Source organism: Streptomyces rugosispiralis, assembly GCF_024505145.1.
Taxonomy (GTDB): Bacteria; Actinomycetota; Actinomycetes; order Streptomycetales; family Streptomycetaceae; genus Streptomyces; species Streptomyces rugosispiralis.
On record NZ_JANIAA010000059.1, the window covers coordinates 13,758 to 32,110 of the forward strand.

At 70.6% G+C, this 18,353-nt stretch carries 17 protein-coding genes and 1 tRNA gene; 5 read left to right on the plus strand and 13 right to left on the minus strand.

Features of this window, described 5'->3' with window-relative positions:
• Positions 1–63: 63 nt before the first annotated feature.
• From pknB to NP777_RS43690, 6 genes are all read right to left on the minus strand, one after another.
• Entirely contained in the window at positions 64–2,082 is a 2,019-nt protein-coding gene (gene pknB, locus NP777_RS43665) for a Stk1 family PASTA domain-containing Ser/Thr kinase (protein WP_256655760.1), read from the minus strand.
• A gap of 165 nt (positions 2,083–2,247) precedes the next feature.
• Entirely contained in the window at positions 2,248–3,720 is a 1,473-nt protein-coding gene (locus NP777_RS43670; RefSeq protein WP_256655761.1) for a peptidoglycan D,D-transpeptidase FtsI family protein, read from the minus strand.
• Positions 3,717–5,129, minus strand: coding sequence for an FtsW/RodA/SpoVE family cell cycle protein (locus tag NP777_RS43675; protein WP_198278848.1), 1,413 nt, complete (start codon positions 5,127–5,129; stop codon positions 3,717–3,719). The genes NP777_RS43670 and NP777_RS43675 overlap by 4 nt, the downstream gene beginning before the upstream one ends.
• A gap of 22 nt (positions 5,130–5,151) precedes the next feature.
• Positions 5,152–6,747, minus strand: a complete 1,596-nt coding sequence (locus tag NP777_RS43680) for a PP2C family protein-serine/threonine phosphatase (RefSeq protein WP_256655784.1) — start codon at positions 6,745–6,747, stop codon at positions 5,152–5,154.
• 75 nt (positions 6,748–6,822) lie between these two features.
• On the minus strand, positions 6,823–7,347 hold the full coding sequence (locus tag NP777_RS43685; protein ID WP_256655762.1) for an FHA domain-containing protein FhaB/FipA: 525 nt from the start codon (positions 7,345–7,347) through the stop codon (positions 6,823–6,825).
• A 10-nt stretch (positions 7,348–7,357) separates the two neighbouring features.
• The gene (locus NP777_RS43690) at positions 7,358–8,212 is read right to left on the minus strand and encodes an FhaA domain-containing protein (protein WP_256655763.1); all 855 of its coding nucleotides are present in this window, start codon (positions 8,210–8,212) and stop codon (positions 7,358–7,360) included.
• A gap of 325 nt (positions 8,213–8,537) precedes the next feature.
• Between NP777_RS43690 and NP777_RS43695 the strand changes: the two genes are divergently transcribed.
• Positions 8,538–8,624 (plus strand) — tRNA-Leu (locus tag NP777_RS43695).
• Between the two features lie 247 nt (positions 8,625–8,871).
• On the opposite strand, the gene NP777_RS43700 is transcribed toward NP777_RS43695, so the two are convergent.
• Positions 8,872–9,528 (minus strand): FMN-dependent NADH-azoreductase, encoded by a 657-nt coding sequence (locus NP777_RS43700; protein WP_256655764.1) that lies wholly within the window; start codon positions 9,526–9,528, stop codon positions 8,872–8,874.
• 114 nt (positions 9,529–9,642) lie between these two features.
• On the opposite strand from NP777_RS43700, the gene NP777_RS43705 reads away from it, so the two are divergent.
• The 4 genes from NP777_RS43705 (at position 9,643) to NP777_RS43720 (ending at position 13,166) form a co-directional block, all read left to right on the plus strand.
• On the plus strand, positions 9,643–10,020 hold the full coding sequence (locus NP777_RS43705; RefSeq protein WP_256655765.1) for a winged helix-turn-helix transcriptional regulator: 378 nt from the start codon (positions 9,643–9,645) through the stop codon (positions 10,018–10,020).
• A 291-nt stretch (positions 10,021–10,311) separates the two neighbouring features.
• Positions 10,312–11,847 carry a DUF2252 domain-containing protein gene (locus NP777_RS43710; protein WP_256655766.1) on the plus strand — a complete coding sequence of 512 codons (1,536 nt, stop codon included), beginning with the start codon at positions 10,312–10,314 and terminating at the stop codon, positions 11,845–11,847.
• A gap of 97 nt (positions 11,848–11,944) precedes the next feature.
• Positions 11,945–12,769, plus strand: coding sequence for a hypothetical protein (locus tag NP777_RS43715; protein ID WP_256655785.1), 825 nt, complete (start codon positions 11,945–11,947; stop codon positions 12,767–12,769).
• Between the two features lie 43 nt (positions 12,770–12,812).
• Positions 12,813–13,166 (plus strand): rhodanese-like domain-containing protein, encoded by a 354-nt coding sequence (locus tag NP777_RS43720; protein WP_256655767.1) that lies wholly within the window; start codon positions 12,813–12,815, stop codon positions 13,164–13,166.
• Positions 13,167–13,230: 64 nt separating this feature from the next.
• Here the strand turns inward: NP777_RS43720 and NP777_RS43725 are convergent, their stop codons facing one another.
• The 6 genes from NP777_RS43725 to paaA form a co-directional block, all read right to left on the minus strand.
• Positions 13,231–14,379: an acyl-CoA dehydrogenase family protein gene (locus NP777_RS43725; RefSeq protein ID WP_256655768.1), complete on the minus strand. Its 1,149-nt coding sequence runs from the start codon at positions 14,377–14,379 to the stop codon at positions 13,231–13,233.
• A 228-nt stretch (positions 14,380–14,607) separates the two neighbouring features.
• Positions 14,608–15,714 carry a 2Fe-2S iron-sulfur cluster-binding protein gene (locus tag NP777_RS43730; RefSeq protein WP_256655769.1) on the minus strand — a complete coding sequence of 369 codons (1,107 nt, stop codon included), beginning with the start codon at positions 15,712–15,714 and terminating at the stop codon, positions 14,608–14,610.
• A complete protein-coding gene (gene paaD / locus NP777_RS43735) occupies positions 15,714–16,262 on the minus strand; it encodes a 1,2-phenylacetyl-CoA epoxidase subunit PaaD (protein WP_256655770.1) in 549 nt (182 codons plus the stop codon). The genes NP777_RS43730 and paaD overlap by 1 nt, the downstream gene beginning before the upstream one ends.
• Positions 16,256–16,957 (minus strand): 1,2-phenylacetyl-CoA epoxidase subunit PaaC, encoded by a 702-nt coding sequence (gene paaC / locus NP777_RS43740; RefSeq protein ID WP_256655771.1) that lies wholly within the window; start codon positions 16,955–16,957, stop codon positions 16,256–16,258. Before paaC ends, paaD begins: the two co-directional genes overlap by 7 nt.
• Positions 16,954–17,250: a 1,2-phenylacetyl-CoA epoxidase subunit PaaB gene (gene paaB / locus NP777_RS43745; RefSeq protein WP_046088802.1), complete on the minus strand. Its 297-nt coding sequence runs from the start codon at positions 17,248–17,250 to the stop codon at positions 16,954–16,956. Before paaB ends, paaC begins: the two co-directional genes overlap by 4 nt.
• On the minus strand, positions 17,247–18,197 hold the full coding sequence (paaA, locus tag NP777_RS43750) for a 1,2-phenylacetyl-CoA epoxidase subunit PaaA (RefSeq protein WP_256655772.1): 951 nt from the start codon (positions 18,195–18,197) through the stop codon (positions 17,247–17,249). Before paaA ends, paaB begins: the two co-directional genes overlap by 4 nt.
• Positions 18,198–18,353: the final 156 nt, after the last annotated feature.

Genomic DNA, 18,353 nt, shown 5'->3' on the forward strand with positions numbered 1-18,353 from the left:
AGAAGCCCCCGGCACCCTGAGAAGGTGCCGGGGGCTTCCCGTGTCACGGTGCCCGGAGGCCGGCTAGAAGCCGTTCTGGCCGCCGAAGATGCCTCCGCCGTTGTCACCGCCGCCGTTTCCGCCGTTGCCACCCTGGCCGGCGACCGTGATGAGGTTCACGGACTGGCCCTTGGGCACCTGGGTGCCCGCGCCCGGCTGGCTGGCCACCACGGTGGCGTTGTCGTCCTGCGGACCGGCGATGTTACCCACGTTGAGGCCCAGGTCCTGGAGCGCCTTCTTGGCGTCCTTGAGCTTCTGGCCGCCCAGGTTGGGCACCGGCACGTTCTCGGCCTGCGCGGGCTCCTTCGCGACGGTCAGCGTGACCGTCGAACCGGGCAGGACCTCCTGGCCGCCCTTGGGCGTCTGGTCGGTGACCGTGCCGGCCTCGACGTCGCCGTTCTCGACCTCCTGGGTCTGGACCTTGAGGCCCTTCCCCTCGAGCGACTTCGTGGCGTCCTCGACCTTCTGCGTGGTCACGTCCGGGACGACGACCTTCTGCTGGGCCTCGGCGACGGTCAGGGTGATCGTGGCGCCCTTGGCGACCTTCTTGCCGCCCTTCGGGTCCTGGTCGATCACCTTGCCGGCGGTCTGGTCCGACTGCTGGGTCTTCTGGTCGACCGTGAAGCCCTTGGCCTCGAGCTGTTGCTTGGCCGACTCGTACTGCACGTTCAGGACGTCGGGAACCTCGACCCTGGCCGCGGGCTTGGGGCCCTTGGACATGGTCAGCTCGACCGTGCCGTACCGCTTGACCTCGTCGCCGCCCTTGGGGGTCTGCTCGCAGACGGTGTTCTTGTCCGCGTTCTCGCAGAACTTGGAGCCGACGTTCTTGACCTTGAAGTCGCCGTTCTCCCCTTGGCTCTTGGCGTCCTCGATCGTCTTGCCGACGAGATTGGGGACCGGGACCATGCCGTCGTTCTTACCGCCGGAGAACAGCGACTTCCCGATGAAGATCGCACCGACCAGCACCAGGATCCCGGCGATGATCAGCAGGATCGTCGACAGGTTGCTCTTCTTGCCGGGGCCCCCGCGCCCCCGGCCGCGGTCCGGCCGCTCGTCGTAGCCGAAGCCGCCGTCGTCCTCGCGCATCGGCGGAAGCATCGAGGTCTGCGCCCCGGCGCCGGAGTTCTGCGGCCGCAGCATCGCGGTGGGCTGGTCTTCGGATCCGTAGCCGACCGCGCCCAGCGCGGCGGTGGCGGCCACCGGCTGGCCCTCCAGGGCCGCCTCGATGTCGGCGCGCATCTCGTCGGCCGACTGGTAGCGGTAGTCGGGGTCCTTGACCAGCGCCCGCAGGACGATGGCGTCCATCTCCGGGGTGATCTCGGGGTCGTAGGTGCTCGGCGGCTGCGGTTCCTCCCGCACGTGCTGATAGGCGACGGCCACCGGGGAGTCGCCCACGAACGGCGGCCTTACGGTCAGCAGCTCGTAGAGCAGACAGCCGGTGGAGTACAGGTCGCTGCGCGCGTCGACGGTCTCGCCCTTGGCCTGCTCGGGGGAGAGGTACTGAGCGGTGCCGATGACGGCGGCCGTCTGCGTCATGGTCATACCGGCATCGCCCATGGCGCGGGCGATGCCGAAGTCCATCACCTTGACCTGGCCGCTCCGCGTGAGCATGACGTTGGCCGGCTTGATGTCCCGGTGGACGATGTTGTTGCGGTGCGAGTACTCGAGGGCCTGGAGGATGCCGGTGGTCATCTCCAGCGAGCGCTCGGGGAGCAGCTTTCTGCCCGAGTGAAGAAGCTCACGCAGCGTGGAACCGTCGACGTACTCCATCACGATGTACGGGATCGAGACGCCGTCGACGTAGTCCTCGCCGGTGTCGTAGACCGCGACGATCGCGGGATGGTTGAGCGAGGCGGCCGACTGGGCCTCTCGGCGGAACCGGGCCTGGAAGGACGGGTCGCGGGCGAGGTCGGCCCGGAGCGTCTTCACAGCGACAGTACGGCCGAGGCGGGTGTCGTGCGCGAGGTAGACCTCCGCCATGCCACCGCGGCCGAGCACTGAGCCCAGCTCATACCGGCCGCCGAGGCGACGCGGCTCTTCCATAGCTACTCCAGCCCTCTTCCGTGGTTCCCGGCCGCACCTGTGGGCCGGCGAAGTGCTGCTCGCGCATACCGTACCCGGCACGTCTTACGGGACCCGGCCTCAGTGGCTATCTGATACCGGACCGGTACGGCGACGTGCGGGATTGGCATCCGGACGTGACGGGGGTCACTTGTCGCGCTCGGTTTCCAGGACGGCCTGCATCACGTGCTTGGCGATCGGCGCGGCCAGCTTGCCACCGGCGATGTCGCCGCGGAGGGTGTTGGACCCTTCGATGACGACCGCGACCGCGACCGGCGAGCCGTCGTTCCCCTTGGCGTAGGAGATGAACCACGCATAGGGGTTCTTGCTGTTGGCGACGCCGTGCTGGGCGGTACCGGTCTTGCCACCGACCGTGACGCCCGGGATCTGGGCGCTGGTGCCGGTGCCCTCCTTGACCACGGTCTCCATCATGCTCTGGAGCTTCTGGGCGTTCTCCGAGCTGAGCGGCTGGCTCATCTGCTCCGGGTCGGTCTGCTCGATGGTGTTGAGGTTGGGGGCGCGCAGCGAGTCGACCATGTACGGCTTCATCAGCTTGCCGTCGTTGGCGACCGCGGCGGCGACCATCGCCATTTGCAGCGGGGTGGCCCGGTTGTCGAACTGGCCGATGGCCGACATCGCGTTGCCCGGCCGGTCCATCTTCTCGGGGTAGACGCTGGCGTAGGCGCGGACGGGGGTGTCGACCGTCTCGTTGAAGCCGAACTTCTCGGCCTCCTCGAGCATCTTCTCCCTGCCCAGGTCGTCACCGAGCTTGCCGAAGACCGTGTTGCAGGAGTAGCGGAGCGCCTGCCGCAGCGAGGCGTTCTTGCAGGGGATGTTCCCCTCGTTGGGCAGCGGCTGGGTGGACAGCGGGAGCTTCCAGGGGTCCGGGGACTCGGTCGCCCCGTCGATGTCGGTGTACTTGCCGTTCTCCAGTGCGGCCGCGGCGGTGACGACCTTGAAGGTCGAGCCGGGCGGGTAGGTCTGACGGAGCGCCCGGTTGAGCATCGGGTCGTCCTTGTCCGTCTTCGGCTGGAGCCCGAGCCACGCCTTCTTGTCCTTGGAGGTGGCACCCGCGATCTTCGACGGGTCGTAGCTCGGAGTGGAGGCGAGGGCGAGGATCTTGCCGGTGCGTGGGTCGAGCGCGGCGACGGCGCCCTTCTTGTCACCGAGGCCCTTGAACGCGGCCTCCTGGGCCTTGCGGTTCAGGGTGGTGATGACGTCGCCGCCCTTCTGCTTCTTGCCGGTGATCATGTCGATCGTCCGGTTGAAGAAGAGGCGGTCGTCGTTGCCCGTGAGGATCTCGTCCTCGATCTTCTCGATCTGGTTGGCGTCGTACGCCTGCGATGCGTACCCCGTGACCGGCGCCCACATGGGGCCGTCCTTGTAGGTGCGCTTGTACTTGAAGTCGATGCCGCCGGTCTCGGCGGATCCGGTGATCGGCTGGCCGTCGACGATGATGTTGCCGCGCGGCTGGCTGTAGCGGGCGATCAGAACCCGGTGGTTTCCCTCGTGGTTCTTCAGATCGTCGGCCTGGACGTACTGGATCCAGTTGTCCCGCACCAGCAGGGCGAGGACAAGGAGTCCGCAGAAGATCGCGATTCGGCGCAGGGGCTTGTTCACGGTCGGACCACCTGGGTCATCTCGGCGTCTGTGGTGGGAGCGGGCGTCGGCGCCGGGCGGCGCGCGGTGTCGCTGACCTTGATCAGGATGGCGACGAGCGCCCAGTTGGCGATGACGGACGAACCACCCTGCGCGATGAACGGCATGGTCATACCGGTCAGCGGGATGAGGCCCATCACACCGCCCGCCACGACGAAGACCTGGATGGCGAAGGCCGCGGAGAGGCCGATGGCCAGCAGCTTGCCGAACGGGTCACGGGCGGCGAGGGCGGTGCGCACACCGCGCTCCACGATCAGGCCGTAGAGCAGCAGGAGCCCCATGGTGCCCGCGAGCCCGAGCTCCTCGCCGACGGTGGCCAGGATGAAGTCGGAGTTGGCGGCGAAGCCGATGAGGTCGGAGTTGCCCTGGCCGAGGCCGGTGCCGAAGACGCCGCCGGAGCCGAAGGCCATCAGCGCCTGGGCGATCTGGTCACTGCCGCCGTTCTTGGCCACCTCGAAGGGCTGGAGCCAGGCGTCCACACGCGACTGGACGTGCGGTTCGAAGGTGGCGACGCCGACCGCGCCGGCCGCGGACATCAGCAGACCGAAGACGATCCAGCTGGTGCGCTCGGTGGCGACGTACAGCATCACGACGAAGAGGCCGAAGAACAGCAGCGAGGTGCCCAGGTCGGTCTCGAAGACCAGGATGAGGATGCTCATCCCCCAGACCACCAGGATCGGGCCGAGGTCGCGGCCGCGCGGCAGGTACAGCCCCATGAAGCGGCGGCTGGCCAGGGCGAGCGCGTCCCGCTTGACCATCAGATAGCCGGAGAAGAACACGGCGATGATGATCTTGGCGAACTCGCCGGGCTGGATGGAGAAGCTGCCGAGGGTGATCCAGATGCGGGCGCCGAAACGCGCCGGGAAGAACATCGGAAGGATCAGCAGGATCAGCGCCACCACCATGGAGATGTAGGTGTAGCGCTGGAGGATGCGGTGGTCCTTGAGCAGGATCAGGACGCCGACGAAGAGGGCCACGCCCAGTGCCGAGTAGATCAGCTGGTTGGGGGCCGAGGGTGCGAACGCCATGCCGGCGTCCTTCGCCCGCTGGGCCAGCCGCCTGGACTGGTCCAGTCGCCAGATGAGCACCAGGCCCAGCCCGTTGAGGAGCGTGGCGATCGGCAGCAGCAGCGGGTCCGCGTACGGCGCGAACTTCCGGACCACCAGATGGCCGACGGCGGCCAGCAGGCCGAGCCCGAGGCCGTAGCTGAGCATGCCGGAGGGCATCTCGTCGCTGAGCGCCAGGCCCGCGTTGGCGTAGGCGAAGACCGGAATGATCACCGCGAAGACGAGCATGGCCAGCTCGGTGTTCCGCCTGCTCGGCGGCCCGGCCGTACTGATCGTCGTCGTGTTGGTCGTACTACTGCTCATGGGTGGACGGCCCCTTACGGCTTCACTGCTGGGTGCTGCTGCACTGCGGGACCAACTTCTTCTCCTCCTCCGAGAGGGTGGGGCCGGGGTTCGGAGTGGGAGACGTCGTCGGCGTGGGCTTGGACGTGGCCTTGGCGGCGTTCGTTCCGAGCTGGTTCTCGGTCTTCCCGTTCCCGGGCTTGCCGCTGCTGCTCGCGGACGGGTCGGCGCTGCTGGATCCACCGCCGCTCGGCGGCTTGTCGCCCTTGCCCTTGTCGCCGCCGGTGAGGTCCTTCTGGCTCTCCTCGGCCTTCTCCTGGGCGTCGGCCTTCTTGCAGGCGCTGGCGAGGGTGGAGAGGTCCTTGGTCTTGTCCCGGGCCTGGCTCAGTCCGCTGACCGTGATGGTGTCCTCCACACGGCCGCGCTGGTCGGCCGGGAGGTACTTGAGTTCGATCTCGCGGTGGTCCTCATGGACCTTGTTGAGCTTGATCCAGGCCAGATCCTGGCTGATGCCCTGGTAGATCGCGACATGGTCGCCGTTGGAGCCCACGTAGTACTGCGTCTGGGTCCAGCGATAGCCGCCGTAGAGGCCGCCGCCGATCACGGCGAGGCCGAGCACGATGAAGAGCGACCGCTTGGCCCATGTCTTGCGGCCGCTCTTCTTGGTGAAGTCGCCGTCGGCGTAGTCGCCGTAACTGCCCTGCGGCATACCGCCGATGGCCGGATCGCCGCTGCCGGGCGGTCCGAAGCCGCCGCGCGCGTCGCCCTGCTGCGGGGGTACGGACCGGCCCAGCTCGGCGGCGCGGCCCGCGGGGGTGTGCGCGGCGCCGCCGTCCCCGAGCGGGATCTGGTTCTCGGCGACCGCGCCCACGATCACGGGGGTGTCGTTGAGCTGGGCGGCGAGGGTGTCGGCGCCGTCGACGTCGAGGACGTCGGCGACGATGCAGGTGATGTTGTCGGGGCCGCCGCCGCGCAGGGCGAGCTGGATCAGCTCCTGCACGGTCTCGTGGGGGCCCTGGTAGCTGGCGAGGGTGTCCTCGAGGGTCTGGTGGCTCACGACGCCGGACAGGCCGTCGGAGCAGATCAGATAGCGGTCGCCGGCCCGGACCTCGCGGATGGACAGATCGGGCTCGACGTGGTCGCCGCTGCCCAGCGCCCGCATCAGCAGGGAGCGCTGCGGGTGGGTGCCCGCCTCCTCCTCGGTGATCCGGCCCTCGTCGACCAGGCGCTGCACCCAGGTGTGGTCCTGGGTGATCTGGGTGAGCACCCCGTCGCGCAGCAGATACGCGCGCGAGTCGCCGACATGCACCAGACCGAGCCGCTGGCCGGTCCACAGCAGGGCGGTGAGCGTGGTGCCCATGCCCTCGAGCTGCGGGTCCTCCTCGACCATGACGCGCAGCTGATCGTTGGCCCGCTGCACGGCGGTGCCGAGGGACGTCAGGATGTCCGAGCCCGGGACGTCGTCGTCGAGCTGGACGAGGGTGGAGATCACCTCGGAGCTGGCGACCTCGCCGGCGGCCTGGCCACCCATGCCGTCGGCGATCGCGAGCAGCCGGGGACCGGCGTAGCCGGAGTCCTCGTTGCCCTCCCGGATCATGCCCTTGTGCGATCCGGCCGCGAAACGCAGTGACAGACTCATGCGCACCTCGCCCGTCGGCTCCGGGTACAGCCCCTTGCCAACCACGCTGCCCACCCTCCGGTCGTCATGGTCCTACTACTTCCGCAGCTCGATGACGGTCTTGCCGATACGGATCGGCGCACCCAGCGGAATCGGTGTCGGTGTGGTGAGTCGGGTCCGGTCGAGATAGGTGCCGTTGGTGGACCCGAGATCCTCGACGATCCACTGGCCGTCACGGTCCGGGTAGATCCTGGCATGTCGGCTGGAGGCGTAGTCGTCGTCCAGCACGATTGTTGAATCGTGCGCACGGCCGAGGGTGATGGTCTGCCCCTGCAGGGCGACCGTGGTGCCGGTGAGCGTGCCCTCGGAGACCACCAACTTGGTGGGGGCACCGCGGCGGCCGCGGCCCCCGGACTGCTGGCGCTGCGGCGGCGGCGCGCTCTGCTGCCGCTGCTGCTGCGTTTGCGGCCGGTCGGGGGCGGCGGCGCGCCGCGCCGAACCGCGCTGGGTCACGCGGGTCCCGAACAGGTCGCTGCGGATGACCTGGACGGCCACGATGACGAACAGCCACAGTACGGCGAGGAAACCCAACCGCATGACCGTGAGGGTCAGCTCTGACATTGCCCCCGCTTCACCCTTCGGCTTGCCGGTAAACGATGGTGGTGCTGCCCACGACGATCCGCGAGCCGTCGCGGAGCGTAGCGCGCGTGGTGTGCTGCCCGTCCACCACGATGCCGTTCGTCGATCCGAGATCCTGGATGGTCGGTGGGGTTCCGACCCGGATCTCGCAGTGTCTGCGGGAGACACCGGGATCGTCGATCCGCACGTCAGCGTCGGTGGAGCGGCCCAGAACGAGCGTGGGCCGGGAGATCTGGTGGCGGGTGCCGTTGATCTCGATCCAGCGGCGGGTCTGACCCTGCGGCTGGGCTCCGGCGCCGGCCGTTGCTCCGCCGCCGCGGGGCGCCGGACGGGCGCCGGGGGGCGCGGACGGCATCGGCGGGGCACCGGCGGGCTGGGCGGGGTAGCCGTAACCGCCGGGGCGCTGCTGCGGGGCCGCTGCCGCTCCGGCACGGCCCGGCGCCTGCTGTGGGCCCTCCGGGCCCTGGGACTCGCTGGAGGCCAGGGTCCGGCTGCGCACCCGGTACAGGCCGGTGTCGAGGTCCTCGGCCTTCTGCAGATGCACCTTGATGGCGCCCATGAAGGTGTATCGCTGCTGCTTGGCGTAGTCGCGGACCATTCCGGCCAGCTCGTCGCCGAGCTGTCCGGAATACGGGCTGAGCCGCTCGTAGTCGGGCGCGCTCAGCTCGACGATGAAGTCGTTGGGGACGACCGTCCGGTCGCGGTTCCAGATCGTGGCGTTGTTGTCGCACTCGCGCTGGAGCGCGCCGGCGATCTCGACCGGCTGGACCTCGGACTTGAACACCTTGGCGAAGGTGCCGTTCACGAGGCCCTCGAGACGCTGCTCGAAGCGTTTCAGTACTCCCACCGGGCACCTCCTTCCTCAGTCGTGCTCTGGGTCGTCCTGGTACTGCTTACTGATCGTATCCACGCGTCGGGAAATCGGGTGGTTCCCCTTCCTGGCCCTGTGGAGCAGTGTCACCTCTCACAGGGATCGTAGAGGTGCCCTGACGACAGTGTCCCGCAACCGTGACGCTCCACGGACGGGTGGGGGCGGGGCCTCGGTAACGGGTGTGATTGCACCCGGAGGAGCGTGCTAGTGTTCTGGATGTCGGAAGGCGCTCCACACGAACCGGACGGATCAAGAAGATCGGGCCGGGGAGCGAGGCGAGTGGCCGGACGGCAGCACCCATGCGCGGGTGGCGGAATAGGCAGACGCGCTGGATTCAGGTTCCAGTGCCCGAAAGGGCGTGGGGGTTCAACTCCCCCCTCGCGCACCAGTCGGAGCGGGTCTCTCCGGAGTGACGAAAGTCGCTCGGAGGGGCCCGCTTCGCGTTTGTGGCAGGGGCCTTACGGGCTTTCTGTGCAGGGCTTCCTGCGCCGGGCTTCCTGGGGAAGCGGCAGGGGCCTCCTGGGAAGAGGAGGCCCCTGCGGCCTGATGTCCGGTGAACCGGGTCAGGCAGGTCAGGCGGGTCCGGCGGATCGGTCGGCCTCGGTGGATCAGACGCGTCCGGCAGATCTGTCGGATCAGGCGGCGGCGAAGCGGGTGGCGAGCTCCTTGGCCTTGGCCGCGACGTCCTCATGCGCCTTCGCCTTGGAGGCGTCCGAGAGCTCGACCAGGTCGGCCATGGCCGGATTGCTGCGGGCCAGCGTGAGTTCCGGCACAACGAACGTGACATCGAGGCCGAGGCCGTCGCCCAGGGCCTTGCCGAGGTAGTTCGTCACGAACTCGAAGCTCTCCCGCGGGGTGCCCGGGCCGTAACCGCCGCCGCGGCTGGCGACGACGATCGTCGGGGTGCCCGAGGTGGTGGTCTGCTCGGCGCCCGCGGTGCGGCCCATGATGATCACGTGGTCCAGCCACGCCTTGAGGGTGGAGGGAATCGTGAAGTTGTACATCGGGGCGCCGATCAGGACCACGTCGGCCTGCTCGAGCTCGCTGGCAAGGGTCTCCCGCAGCGCGAAGGCCGCGTGCTGCTCGGGGGAGCGCTGGTCGGCAGCGGCGAAACCGGCGGCGGCGGCGAGGCCGTCCAGGTGCGGCAGCGGCTCGGCGGCCAGGTCGCGATAGATCACCGTGCCATTCGGGTGCTGGGCTTCCCATTCCTTGCGGAAGGTGGCCGTGACCGAGCGGGAAGCGGAGGCTTCACCGGGGAAGACGGAGGTGTCGAGGTGCAGAAGAGTCGGCATGGATGCCTCCAGTGACAAGGCTCGGGAAGGAGCCAGTAATACCTACGTACCTACAGAAGGCACAGTAGCTTACTTTTTCGTAGTCCCGAACCAGAACGCAGTAGTCTGTATTCCATGGCGAAGGATCGTGGGGACCACAACGAGCAGGCCTGCAAGCAGGTCGACGGCGAGATGACGCGGGTCTTCGAGCTGTTCGGCAAGCGATGGACGGGGCTGATCGTGGCCGTGCTGACGGAGCAGGGGGCGTACTTCGCCGACCTGCGGCGGGCCATCCCGGGGATCAGTGAGCGGATGCTGTCGGACCGGCTCACCGAGCTCGCCACGGCGGGCCTGGTGGTGCGGGAGGTCGACGCCGGGCCGCCGCTGCGGGTGGCCTACCGGCTGACGGACGCGGGGAAGGCGATGGAGCCCGCTCTGAAGGAGCTGTCGCGATGGGCGGAGAACCACCTGCCCTCGGGCGGCAAGGGGTGCCCGGAGCAGTTCCGGGGCTGAGCCGGATCACTTTCTGCCCCGGGGCTCGCCTTCTGCTCCGGGGTTCGCCTTCTGCTCCGGGGCTCGCCTACGGGCGGGGGCTTGCCTTCCGATCGCGGACCCGCCTTCCGATCGGGGGGCTTGCTTGCCTTCACTTCCGATCTGGGGGCCGTCTTTGGGATTGGTCTTCTGATCTGGGGTTTCGCCATGATCGTCAAGGTTTTCCACAGGCTCTGACGGGGTGGGGCGACAGGCGGTACGGTCGGCTCAGTCGATTCAGTCGATGTCGTGTGCGAGAAGGGCGGGGGCGCGATGACGGACGACCGGAGCGTTGAGGGCGACGGCAGTGGCGAGGGCGGCCGAGCCGGAGCGGAGGGCCGGGGCGACGGCAGCGGTGAGCGTAGGCCGAGCGGCCGGGATGCCGCGGGCGGGGCGGCCCGGCGGCTGCCGCCGGTTCCGGGCTTCGCCGTGTGGCACGGTGAGGGGCCCACTCCCCGGCAGCGTGGCAAGGCGCTGCGCAAGAGCGTGCCGCGCTCGGCGCATGCCGAGGCGCCGAGGGACACCGAGCGGCCGGATCCGGTGACGGCGGTCGAGCGGTCGAACGCCGGGCGGCTGCCGGAGCTCACCCCGATCCGGGTGGGGCGGATGGCCGCGACCCCCTTCTCCTTTCTGCGCGGGGCCGCCGGACTGATGGCGCACGACCTCACGACCACGCCGGTGACCGGTATCGGGGCCCAGTTGTGTGGCGATGCCCATGCCGCCAACTTCGGGATCTACGGGGACGCGCGCGGTGGCCTGATCATCGATCTCAACGACTTCGACGAGACCGTGCACGGTCCGTGGGAGTGGGATGTGAAGCGGCTCGCGGTCTCGCTGGTGCTGGCCGGCCGTGAGGCGGGCGCCGACGAGGACACCTGCCGGGCGGCCGCCCGGGACGCGGTGGGCGCCTATCGGCGCACGGTGCGGCTGCTGGCCAAGCTCCCGGCGACGGAGGCGTGGAACGCGATCGCGGACGAGGAGCTGGTCTCCCACACGGACGCCAAGGACCTGGTGGGCACGCTGGAACGGATCTCCGAGAAGGCCCGGCGGAACACCAGCGCGCGGTACGCCGCCCGGTCCACCGAGCGCGTCCCGGGCGAGGAGGGCGTCTCCGGCCGCCCAGAGGCCCGGCGCTTCGTGGACGCGCCGCCGGTGCTGCGCAGGGTGCCGGACGAGGAGGCGGCGGCGGTGGCCTCGTCGCTCGCCGGATATCTGGGCACGCTGCCGGAGGACCGGCTGCCGCTGCTCTCGCGGTACGAGGTGCACGATGTGGCGTTCCGGGTGGTCGGCACGGGCAGTGTGGGCACCCGCTCCTATGTGGTGCTGTTGCTCGACCACCGGGGCGAGCCACTGGTGCTCCAGGTGAAGGAGGCGCGGCCCTCCGCGCTGCTGCCCTATGTGGCGAAGGCCGGTTTCGAGGTGCCGGATGTCACGCACGAGGGGCGGCGGGTGGTGCTCGGCCAGAAGCGGATGCAGGTGGTCAGCGACATCCTGCTGGGGTGGACCACGGTGCGGGGGCGGCACTACCAGGTGCGGCAGTTCCGCAACCGCAAGGGAAGCGTGGACCCGGCGGCCCTGGCCGCGGACCAGATGGACGACTACGGGCGGATGACCGGGGCCCTGCTGGCCCGGGCGCACTCCCACAGCGCGGACCCCCGGATGCTGGCCGGTTACTGCGGCAAGGGGGAGGAGCTGGACGAGGCGGTGGCCGCCTTCGCGATGGCGTACGCGGATCGCACGGAAGCGGATCACTCCGCGCTGGTCATGGCGGTGCGCAGGGGACGGATAGCGGCCGAGATGGGGGTGTGAGGCGCGGGCCGGGGGTGTGACCTCCGTCGCCGATCACCGCCGGACGTAGTCTGAGCGGGTGACGAATCCGGAAGCGCAGCAGCAGGCACGGCAGTCGATGTCGGACGCGGAGCCCCAGGCGGAGTCGCACGACCGGTCGCAGGAGGAGGCTCAGGCCGCCGAGCGGCTGGAGCGGGCGGTGCGCGCGGCCGAGCAGGCGCTGATCGAGTTCGAGATAGCGGTGGAGACCTTCCGGGTGGAGGTGGAGAACTTCTCCCGGCTGCACCACCAGCGGCTCGGGCCGATGTACTCGCGCCTCGACGAACTGGACGCGCTGATCGCCGAGGCGCTCGCGGCCCGCACCGGCGATCCGGAGGACCTCCGCAAGGCCCGTGAGGCGCGGGGGCTGGTGCAGCCGATGCCGGGCGTGGAGGAGCTGTTCCACGGCTGGATCGACTCGGAGGGGCTCTCGCCGGAGGCGGCCGCGATGCTCACCGAGCGGTCCGTGCAGCCGCCGCCGCGGGTGCGGCCGAGCGAGGAGGCCCGCCGGATCTACCGTGAGCTGGCCCGTAAGGCCCATCCGGATTTGGCCGAGGAGGAGGCCGAGCGGGAGCGGCGCGGTGCCTTCATCGTGCGGGTCAACGCGGCCTACGCGGCCGGGGACGAGGAGGCGCTGCGGGCGCTGGCCGAGGAGTGGGAGGCCGGTCCGCCGCCGCCGGAGCGGCGGGCGAGCCGCAGCGAGGAGCTCTACGCCCGGCTGGAGTGGCTGGCCGAGCGCAAGGAGATGCTGGCCGCGGTCGCCGCGGAGCTGGAGTCGAGCGCGATCGGCGCGATGATCAAGATGGCGCCCGAGGACCCCGATGGGCTGCTGGACGAGATCGCCGAGCAGCTGCTGGCCCAGGTCTCGGAGAAGGAGGCCCGGCTCGCGGAGCTGGTGCGGTAGTAGGTTTGCCGCAGTTGCCGATGTCGTGTGAGAGGTGTGTCCGATGCATTTTGCCCAGCTTCCCCAGGTGGAGGCGGCGGCGGTACCGGCCGATGGCCTGCTGCTGGACGTCCGGGAGGACGACGAGTGGGCGGCCGGGCATGTCGAGGGCGCGCTGCACATCCCGATGGGTCAGGTCATGGCGCGGTTCGACGAGCTGGCCGCGGCGGCCGGCGAGGGGCGCCGGGTGCATGTGATGTGCCGGGTCGGCGGCCGCTCCGCGCAGGTGACGCAGTATCTGGTCGCCCAGGGGCTGGACGCGGTGAATGTGGACGGCGGGATGCTCGCCTGGGACGCGGCGGGCCGGCCGATGGTGAGCGGCCCCGACGGCACCGCCGAAGGGGCCTTTGTGCTCTAGAGGTTTCCCTAATGATCTTCCCCGCTGATCGGCCGGGCGCGCCGATCAGGTGAGGGGGCGGCGGTCAGCCGAGGGGGTGGGCGGCGAGGAGTTCGCCCAGTGCCTCCTCATGGGCGGCGGCGGATCCCAGCGAGAGCTCCAACTGCTTGCCCCAGGCGTGATAGCGGTGCAGGGGGTAGTCGGTGACCGCGCCGAAGCCGCCGTGCAGATGCTGGGCGGTCTGGACGACGCGGCGCACGCCCTCGGCGGCCCAGATCTTGGCGACGGCGACATCCCCCGCGATGGGCAGCGCCCCGCTCACCGTGGGCCGCTCCTCGTCCAGCGACAGCCGCCAGGCCGCCTGCCACAGCGTGGCCTCCATGGCCCGCAGATCGATATAGCGGTCGGCGGTCTGCACGGCGACCGCCTGGAAGGTGGCGAGCGGGAAGCCGAACTGCTCGCGCTTGCTCACATACGAGCTGGTGAGGTCCAGCACCGCCGAGCCGAGGCCCAGGGCGAGGGCGCAGGTGCCGGTGGTGAGGAGATCGCGCAGCCACTCCCAGGCGCCGTCCGCGGTCAGCACCTCGCGGTCGGCGAGCCGCACCCCGTCCAGCCGGACCTCGGCATGCCGCTCACCGCTGGTGGAGATCTGCTCCTCGAGGGCGACGCCCTCATGGTCGCGGGGGACCAGGGCGAGGACCGAACCGCCCTCCCCGGTGTGGGCCGGGATCAGCACACGATCGGCGCCATGGGCCCAGGGGACCGCGGTCTGGACGCCATCCAGCACCCAGCCCTCGCCGTTCCGCCGTGCCTGGACGGCGAGTTCGGCCGGGCCATGGCCGGTGCGGCCGCCGGCGGCCACGGTGAGGACCAGCTCACCGCGGGCGGCCCGGGGCAGTACATCGGCACACAGCTCGTCCCCGCCGTACCGCTGCAGGGCCAGTGCGGCGGCGCTGGATTCCAGCAGCGGCACCCGTGCCAGCACCCGGCCGCATTCCCGCAGCATCAGGCAGAGGGCGAGCGGGTCCAGGCCCGAGCCGCCGTGCCGGGGGTCGAGGGTCAGGCCCAGCAGATCGCTCTCGGCGAGCTTCCGCCACAGCGCACGGTCGAAGTCGTCGGCGACGGCGCCCGCGGTCAGCGCGGGGCTGGGCACGCTGTCCGGCGTGACGGAGGAGAAGACGGCCTTCGCCGCCTCGACGGCCGCCTGCTGCTCCTCGGTGAAGGTGAAGTCCACTGTCCGTACCTCCCGCGCCGCGGCAATATCTGACGGCCCGTCAAGATAGAACAGGTTCTACAAGAAGGGAACGCCGATGCCGTGCCCGAAGGCCGATGCCGCGCCCGGGGGCTGGTGCCGCGCCCGAAGGCCGATGCCGTGCCTGAACGCCGTTGCCGCGCCCGGACGCTGGCGCCGCGCTCGGGGGCTGGTGCCGCGCCCGGGGGCTGGTGCCGCGCCCGGACGCTGTCAGCGGTCGAAGTCCAGCTCCACCCGCTCGCCCACCGGATGGGACTGACAGGCCAGCACATAGCCCGCCTCCACCTCGTCCGGCTCCAGCGCGAAGTTCCGGTCCATCCGCACCTCGCCCGAGACCAGGAAAGCCCGGCAGGTGCCGCAGACCCCGCCCTTGCACGCGTACGGCGCGTCGGACCGATTGCGCAGCACAGTCTCCAGCAGCGGCTCCCCGTCCTGGACCGGCCAGGTGCCCGAGCGGCCGTCCAGGGTCGCCGTGACCGAGCTGTGCGGGGCGATCGGGGCCGGGTCCGGTATGGGGGCGCCCTCGGCGGGGGCCGCGTCCACATGGAAGATCTCCTGGTGGACCCGGCCGCGGGGGACCCCGAGGCCGCGCAGCGCCCGCTCGGCGGCGCGCACCAGACCGTAGGGCCCGCACAGGAACCAGCCGTCCACCGAGGCGACCGGCAGCAGCGCCGGGAGCAGCCCGGTCAGCCGCTCCTCGTCGAGCCGCCCGGACACCAGCCCGGCCTGCTGCTCCTCCCGGGAGAGCGCGCTCACCAGCTGGAACCGGTCGGGCCAGCGGTCCTTGAGGTCGGCGACCTCCTCCAGGAACATCGTGGAGGCCGCGGTGCGGTCGCTCTGTACCAGGCAGAAGCGCGCCTCGGGCTGCCGGCTGAGCAGCGTGGCGGCGATGGACAGCACCGGGGTGATACCGCTGCCGCCGACGACCGCCGCGAAGTGACCGGGGCGGGGCTCCAGGACGAACCGGCCGGCCGGGGCCATCACCTCCATGACCTCGCCCACCGCCAGCTCCTTGAGGGCATAGGTCGAGAACTCGCCGCCCTCGACCAGCCGCACCCCGATCCGCAGGAACTCGGGGCCCTCCGCGCCCGGGGCCGGGGTGCAGATCGAGTATGTCCGGCGGATCTCCGCGCCATCGGCGAACCGGCGCACCGCGATGTGCTGCCCCGCCGCGAAGCGGAACGCCTCCCGCAGTGCGGGCGGCACCAGGAGGGTGACCGCCACCGCGTCATCGGTGAGCCGCTCGACCGCCGCCACCCGCAGCGGGTGGAACGCGCCGTGGCGGGGCGTGACCCGCTTCACCGCCTCCGCGGCCATCACAACTCCTTGAAGTGGTCGAACGGTTCGCCGCAGGCCGCGCAGCGGCGCAGCGCCTTGCAGGCGGTGGAGGAGAAGCGGCTGAGCAGCTCGGTCTCGGTCGAGCCGCAGTGCGGGCAGCGCACCGCGAGGGCCACCGGGACCGGACCGCCCCCCGCCGCCGCGTCGCGCGGCGCGGGCGGCGCTATGCCGGACTCCGCCAGCTTGCGGCGGCCCTCGGCGCTGATCGCGTCCGTCGTCCAGGGCGGGGAGAGGACCGTGCGCACGGCGACCTCGGGGACGCCATGGTCATGGAGTATCCGCTCGATATCGGTGGCCATCGACTCCAGCGCCGGGCAGCCGGTGTAGGTGGGGGTCAGCTCGACCTCGACCCGGCCCGGCCCCAGCAGCCGCAGCCCGCGCATCACTCCCAGCTCGGCCAGGGACACCATCGGCAGCTCCGGGTCCGGTACGGATCCGGCCAGCCGCAGCAGCTCCTCCTCGAGCGGGGTGAGGCCGGTATCGGACGCGGCGGGCGTGGGTGCCGCGGCGGGCGTGGGCGTCACCATGTCGCCCCCGGGTGGCTGCGGTGCAGATGCTGCATCTCGGCGAGCATCCGGCCGAACGGCTCGGTATGGATGCCCTGGCGCCCGGCGCCGGCCGCCCAGCCGCCGCGCCGCGGCCCCTCGGGCACCGCCAGGGTGGCGCGCTCCAGGACCGAGGTGATCCGGGTCAGCCAGGCGTCGTGCAGGGTGTGCCACTCCACCTCGCACCCCTCGACCGGCTCGAAGAGCTCACCGGTGAACCGCCAGAGCGCGTCCAGCCCGCGCCGCATCCGCTCATGGCTCTCGTCCGTGCCGTCGCCGAGCCGCAGGGTCCAGTGCTCGGCGTGGTCGCGGTGGTAGGCCACCTCCTTGACCGCCTTGGCGGCGAGCGGGGCGAAGGGGCCGGTGCCGCGCGCCAGCCGCTCGTACAGCAGCTCCTGGTAGGTGGAGAAGTAGAGCTGACGGGCGATGGTCTGGGCGAAGTCCCCGTTGGGCTGCTCGACCAGCTGGACGTTGCGGAACGCCCGCTCCTCGCGCAGATACGCCAGCTCGTCCTCGTCACCGGCGAGGGAGAGCAGCACCCGGGCCTGGCCGAGCAGGTCGAGGGCGATATTGGCGAGCGCGACCTCCTCCTCCAGCACGGGGGCGTGCCCGGCCCACTCCCCCAGCCGGTGGGAGAGCACCAGCGCGTCGTCGCCCAGGGCGAGGGCCGCGGTCACAGGTGCCGCACCCCCTCGGGGATCGCGTAGAAGGTGGGGTGGCGGTAGGGCTTGTCGGCGGACGGCTCGAAGAACGGATCCCGCTCGTCCGGCGAGGAGGCGGTGATCTCGGCGGAGGGCACCACCCAGATCGAGACGCCCTCGGAGCGGCGGGTGTACAGATCCCGTGCGTTCCGCAGGGCCATTTCCGCGTCCGGGGCGTGGAGGGATCCGGCGTGGGTGTGCGACAGTCCGCGCCTGCTGCGGACGAACACCTCCCACAGCGGCCACTCGGCGCTCGGGCTGCCGCTCATGCCTGTGCCTCCCCGTGCTTGGCCGCGTACGCCGCGGCTGCCTCGCGCACCCAGGCGCCTTCCTCATGGGCTCGGCGGCGCTGGGTGATCCGCTGCGCGTTGCACGGCCCGTTTCCCCGCAGCACTTCGCGGAACTCGTCCCAGTCGATCGGGCCGAAGTCGTAATGCCCCCGCTCCTCGCTCCACCGCAGCTCGGGATCGGGGAGGGTGAGGCCGAGGGATTCGGCCTGGGGGACGCAGATGTCGACGAAGCGCTGGCGCAGCTCGTCATTGGAATGGCGCTTGATCTTCCAGGCCATGGACCGCGCGGAGTGGGCCGAGGCGTCGTCCGGCGGGCCGAACATCATCAGCGACGGCCACCACCAGCGGTCCACCGCGTCCTGCGCCATGGCGTGCTGGGCCTCGGTGCCCCGGCTCAGGGCCAGCAGCAGCTCGTACCCCTGGCGCTGGTGGAACGACTCCTCCTTGCAGATGCGGACCATCGCCCGTGCGTAGGGCCCGTAGGAGCAGCGGCACAGCGGGACCTGGTTGGTGATCGCGGCACCGTCCACCAGCCAGCCGATGGCGCCGACGTCGGCCCAGGTCAGCGTGGGGTAGTTGAAGATCGAGGAGTACTTCTGGCGGCCGCTGTGAAGCTTGTCCAGCAGCTCGTCCCGGCTGGTGCCCAGGGTCTCCGCCGCGCTGTAGAGATACAGGCCGTGGCCCGCCTCGTCCTGGACCTTGGCCATCAGGATCGCCTTGCGCCGCAGCGAAGGGGCGCGGGTGATCCAGTTCGCCTCCGGCTGCATGCCGATGATCTCGGAGTGGGCGTGCTGCGCCATCTGCCGCACCAGCGAGGCCCGGTACTCATCGGGCATCCAGTCGCGCGGCTCGATGCGCTCGTCCGCGGCCAGGGCGGCGTCGAACACCGCCTCGTACGCTCCCGCGTCCGCCGCCATCGTCGTCATGCGAAGCCCCTCCGCCATTCGTCTCCGCCGACCGGCCAGCCGACCGACCGATCGTTCGGTTCAATGGTGTGCTGAGGAACGTAGGGTGTCAACCCTGTGGATAACGCTGAGGACGCTGTGCCGAGTGGTTCCGCATCGGTACGGTGCCGGGGGCGT